The organism is Micromonospora sp. LOL_015, assembly GCF_048060275.1.
In the GTDB taxonomy this organism is placed as follows: domain Bacteria; phylum Actinomycetota; class Actinomycetes; order Mycobacteriales; family Micromonosporaceae; genus Micromonospora_E.
Genome location: NZ_JBHMIO010000101.1, coordinates 1 through 5,064, shown reverse-complemented (window position 1 = coordinate 5,064; position 5,064 = coordinate 1). Strand labels below are relative to the sequence as shown.

Sequence of the window (5,064 nt, the reverse complement as noted above, 5' to 3'; positions counted from 1 at the left end):
CTACCCACCGGTCATAACGGACTTCTACTGACATCCGTTACACAGATCTCCCTACAGGCCCCCAACGATCTCTTGACCTTCCGCGACGGCGAGGTCGTCCTGGAACACCGCTTCCGGCAGCGTCCAGACGAGAACCGAGCCGAGGTCCACGTCCGTGGCACCGGACCAGTGCGTGCCGCTCTTGCCGCGGCGAGCGACCCGGTACTGTTCGCCGACCTCGTCGACAAACTCGCCACCGACCACCGGGTCGGTGCGGGCGTGGTGTCTGCATTGCTCGCGGAAATGGTGTCGCAGCGACTTCTGTTGACTGAGCTACGGCCGGCGTCCACCTCGATCGACCCGCTGTCCGTCGTCGTCGCAGGCGTCGACCGCGCGCTCGCCAGCCGCGACGACCGTTACCCAAGCGATGAGAAGTTCACCGCCGAACCATCCGCCGGCGCGCGGATACGGAGGCTGAGCGACCAGATAGCGCGGCACAGGAGGGCGCCAGTCAGCGCCACAGCCGAGCGGCGTGCCCGCCTCACCGAGGCGATGGCCGCCCTGCACCCGACCGGTGAACCATCCGTCGTGGTCGACGTACGCCTCGACATCGAGCTTGCCATCACCGAGACCGTCGCCTCTGAAGCCGCGTCAGCGGCCGATGCGCTCACCCGCCTCTCCGGGTCTGGCCGCACGGGTTGGCCAGCATGGCACCGCCGTTTCCTGGAACGCTATGGGCCACACGCGCTGGTGCCCGTCCGCGACGTCGTGGACGCCGACATCGGCCTCGGATTCCCCGCCGGCTACCGCGGCGCCCCACCCACCCCGGCGGCCGTGTTGACACCACGCGACCGGAAACTGCTAGCCCTGGCCCAGAACGCGGCGCTGCGGCGTCAGCACGAGATCGTTCTCGACGACACCGCCATCGGCGACCTAGCCGACGGCGTGCCCCGCATCCGTATCCGACCGAGCACGGAACTGACCGTCATTGTGCAGGCCCGAACCGTACAGGATCTCGACCAGGGCACCTTCCAGCTCGTGGTCGTCGGGGTGTCCCGCAACGCCGGCACCACCACCGGTCGGTTTCTCGACCTGCTCGAGACGACCGATCAGAAACGAATCGCCGCCCAGTACTCGTACCTGTCGACCACGACGCGCGGCGCGCTGCCCGCGCAGGTGTCCGCAGTGACCCCGTACACTATCACCGAGGACGTGGCCCGCGCCCCGCAGGTGATGCCCTACGTCATCCCGGTCGGGGAGTACCACGACAGCGGTTCCGACCGGATCACCCTCGACGACATCGCCGTCACCGCCGACGCCAACCGCGTGTACCTGGTGTCGGTGTCTCGGCGCCGCCTGCTCGAACCGATCGTGCTCAACGCGGTCGAACAGGTGCACTACACCCTGCCGATCGTTCGGTTTCTCACCGAGGCCACCACCGCCTTCTCGACGGCCTGCACAGCGTTCGACTGGGGCGCCGCGAGCGGGTTACCGTTCCTACCCGCTCTGCGGTACGGACGAACCATCCTGTCGCCGGCGCGTTGGCTGCTGGCCAGGACCGCCCTGACCACTGCCACCACCAGTTGGCGAGAGTGGACCGAGAAGCTGTGGTCGTGGCAAACGACGACCGGGTGTCCGCAAACGGTGTATCTCGGTGACAGCGACCAACGCATCGGCCTGGATCTGGCCGAACCCGCCCACCAGGCGTTGCTGCGCGACCACCTTGACCGCAACACCACGGCGGTGCTGCGCGCCGCGCCGCTACCGGACACCGCCGGCTGGATCGGCGGGCACGCACACGAGATCGTCGTTCCGCTCGCCTCTACCGCTAACCCGGCACCGCCACCGCCACTGATCGCCACCGCGCCGGTGGTGAACGTCCGTGAACATGGGCACCTGCCAGGAAGCGACGAACGCCTCTACCTCAAGCTGTACGGCCACCCGGGCAGACAGACCACGATCCTCACCCAACACCTGCCGCTCCTGCTGCACCGGCTGGGCACCCCGGCACGGTGGTGGTTCCTACGCTACGGCGACCCAGAGCCGCACCTGCGGCTACGACTGACCGGCGACCCGGACCACACCCTGATCGGACGATGGACCCGCGAGCTCCGCCGTGCCGGTCTGATCGCCCGGGTACAGATCGACACCGACTATCCGGAAGACGCCCGCTTCGGCGGCCCGGCCACCCGCGAAGCCAGCAACGAGGTCTTCGCGGCCGACTCGGCCACCGCCGTCGCGCAACTCGCCCTCGTCCGCCACGAACGAACACCCGACATCCGCGCGGCGACCGCGGCGAACCTGCTCGACCTCACCACCTCCGTCCTCGGCGAAGACACCGGCATGCGCTGGCTGATCGACCACACCCGCCCGTACCGACCCGCTCCACCCCGCGACGTCTACCAGCACACCATCCAGCTAACCGGCCCCGACCAGCCGCAGATGACAGGCTCCCAGGACAGAGAAAAACTCCACGCCGCCAGACGCTGGCGCCATCAGGCGCTGGCCCGGTACCGAGACGCTCTGACCGCCGCCACAATCGCACCCGCGAGCGTGCTGCCCGACCTACTCCACCTACACCACACCCGCATGATCGGGCCCGACCCGAACAGCGAACGCCTCTGCCTGCACCTGGCCCGCGCCGCCGCGTTGAGCTGGACCACCCGCGCACCGAGCCGCCGATGATCGCCCCGAACCAGGCAGCGATGACCGCGGCCACGACCATCGCAGACACCCTTGCCTCGCCAACAATCGCCCACCACGAGCCCTCGAACAGACGGTTCCGGCCGCAGTCCCTCGCAGGTGGTGCCGTCGGCATCGCACTGCTCCACATCGAACGTGCCCGCAGCGGCCACGGCGACGACGCCCTCGCCCGCACCTGGCTGACGGCGGCCGCCCGCGAACCGATCAGCGCAGGAGCGAACGCCAACCTGTTCCACGGAGCGCCCGCCCTCGGCTTCGCTCTCCACGCCGCCGGCAAGACCTGGTCCCGCCGGGTGCTGGCGGCACTCGACGACACCACGATCACGCTCACCCGCACCCGCCTGACCGCCGCGCACGCCCGTATAGACCGTGGTGATCCACTCGTGATGCGCGAGTTCGACCTGATCCACGGACTGTCCGGGCTCGGCGTCTACCACCTTCGCCGCCACCCCGATCACCCCGCCACCCACGAGGTGCTCTCCTATTTGGTCCGCCTAACCCACCCCCTTCCCGGACCATCTGGCACCGAGAACCTCCCGCCGTGGTGGATGCCAGTGGGTCTGTCCGGCGACCCGCACCCGGACTATCCGGATGGGCACGGCAACCTCGGAATCGCCCATGGCGTCGGCGCGGTCATCGCGCTCATGGCCATCGCCACACTCCGCCACATCTGCGTACCGGGCCTGACTGACGCCCTCGCCGCCCTCTGCGCCTGGACCGACCAGTGGCGCCAGCCCGACGGCATCGGCGCCTGGTGGCCCGGCTACCTGACCACCGACCACGCCGTCCGCCGGACACCGCCGCACCGTCCCCGGCCGTCCTGGTGCTACGGCGTCAGCGGCACCGCCCGCGCACAACAACTGGCCGGCATCGCCCTCGGCGACACCAGCCGGCAGACAACCGCGGAGAACGCGATACTCACCGCGCTACGCGACCCCAACCAACGCGCGCTGCTACCCGGAATCGGCCTCTGCCACGGAAAGGCCGGCCTGCTCCAGGCGGCCTTCCGAATGGCCATCGACGGCGGCAATCCGGCCATCGCCGCCGAGCTACCCGGCCTGGCAGCAGAACTCGCCGACCAACTGGCGCAGCCCGGGGCCGGACACGAACTCATGGACGGCGCCGCCGGTGCCGCCCTCGCTCTCCACACCATCGGAACAGGCACGCCACCTGCCTCCGCGTGGGACAGCGCCCTCCTCCTGTCCTGACCACCCCCCGACCCCACGAGGACTCGTGAACCCCACACCCTGGCTACAGGTCACCATCGAGCCACCCGACCCGGCCCAGACCGAACACCTCGCCGTCACCCATCTGATGCCGCTACTCACCGAAGCGGAAACCGACAAACTCATCACAGCCTGGTTCTTCATCCGCAAGGCACCCCGATGGCGGCTGCGCTACCTGCCCGCTCAGCAACCTGCACGAACACGGTCGCATGTGCTGGACCATCTCGACTCCCTCACCCGCGACGAACACATACGGCACGCCGTCGACGGTGTATACGAGCCCGAGACACGCGCCTTCGGCGGAGTCGAAGCGATGGCCGTCGCACACCGGCTCTGGCACGCCGACAGCCGGCACGTGCTGACCTACCTCGCGGCCACGGCAGAGCACCCCACCGACCGCCGTCGGCGAGAACTCGCCATGATTCTGTCCACCGCCCTGCTCCGTGCCGCCGGACTCGACTGGTATGAACAAGGCGACGTATGGGTCCGGGTCGCTGACCACCGGCCCTCACCCGCCGACCTCGGCCTACACGACGCCGCAGCGCTTCATTCAGCCCTACGTCGGCTGATGAGCATCAACCTGACCACAACCGCTGTCCCAGACGGGCCGTCCGCCACAGCGTCCGACTGGGCCGGCGCGTTCGCCACCGCCGGCCACGACCTCGCCCACCTCGCCATGACGGGACACCTACACCGAGGCCTCCGTGACGTCCTCGCCCACCACATCATCTTCGCGATGAACAGACTCGGCCTACCCGCCACCACCCAAGCCGTTCTCGCCACCCACGCCGCGGACACCGTCTTCGGCCCCGACCCGGCCGCGCGACCCGAGAAACGCCGCCCGGAGCAGGCCGCGACGACCAAACCAATCATCGCCACCGGTCCGGGAACCGCGCAATGACGGATCGCCTAGGCCAACAAGCCCGACGCTTTCCCCTCGTCGCCCGCCCCAGACCTACCTGCACCCCACTCGCCGAACGCGTGACCGACCTGCAGCGCCGAGCCGTCACCGCCGCATGCAACCGCGACACTGCCGCAGCGACCTCCGTATTCAACCTCGCGGCGCTACTCGCGTCCGACTGCGGACTACCCGACCTAGGGCGTGTATCAAAGTCGGTCACAGCCACTCGTTGATCGCCGCGACCTGCACGGTCGC

Annotated in this window: 3 protein-coding genes; all 3 read left to right on the top strand. The window is 69.1% G+C overall.

Annotated elements, in window-relative coordinates:
* Positions 1-72 precede the first annotated feature (72 nt).
* The 3 genes from ACFHWU_RS28640 to ACFHWU_RS28630 are packed head-to-tail and all read left to right on the top strand — an operon-like array spanning position 73 to position 4,809.
* Positions 73-2,664 carry a lantibiotic dehydratase gene (locus ACFHWU_RS28640; protein ID WP_416592227.1) on the top strand — a complete coding sequence of 864 codons (2,592 nt, stop codon included), beginning with the start codon at positions 73-75 and terminating at the stop codon, positions 2,662-2,664.
* Entirely contained in the window at positions 2,661-3,890 is a 1,230-nt protein-coding gene (locus ACFHWU_RS28635; RefSeq protein WP_416592226.1) for a lanthionine synthetase C family protein, read from the top strand. The genes ACFHWU_RS28640 and ACFHWU_RS28635 overlap by 4 nt, the downstream gene beginning before the upstream one ends.
* Positions 3,891-3,915: 25 nt before the next feature.
* Positions 3,916-4,809 (top strand): thiopeptide-type bacteriocin biosynthesis protein, encoded by an 894-nt coding sequence (locus ACFHWU_RS28630; RefSeq protein WP_416592225.1) that lies wholly within the window; start codon positions 3,916-3,918, stop codon positions 4,807-4,809.
* Positions 4,810-5,064 lie beyond the last annotated feature (255 nt).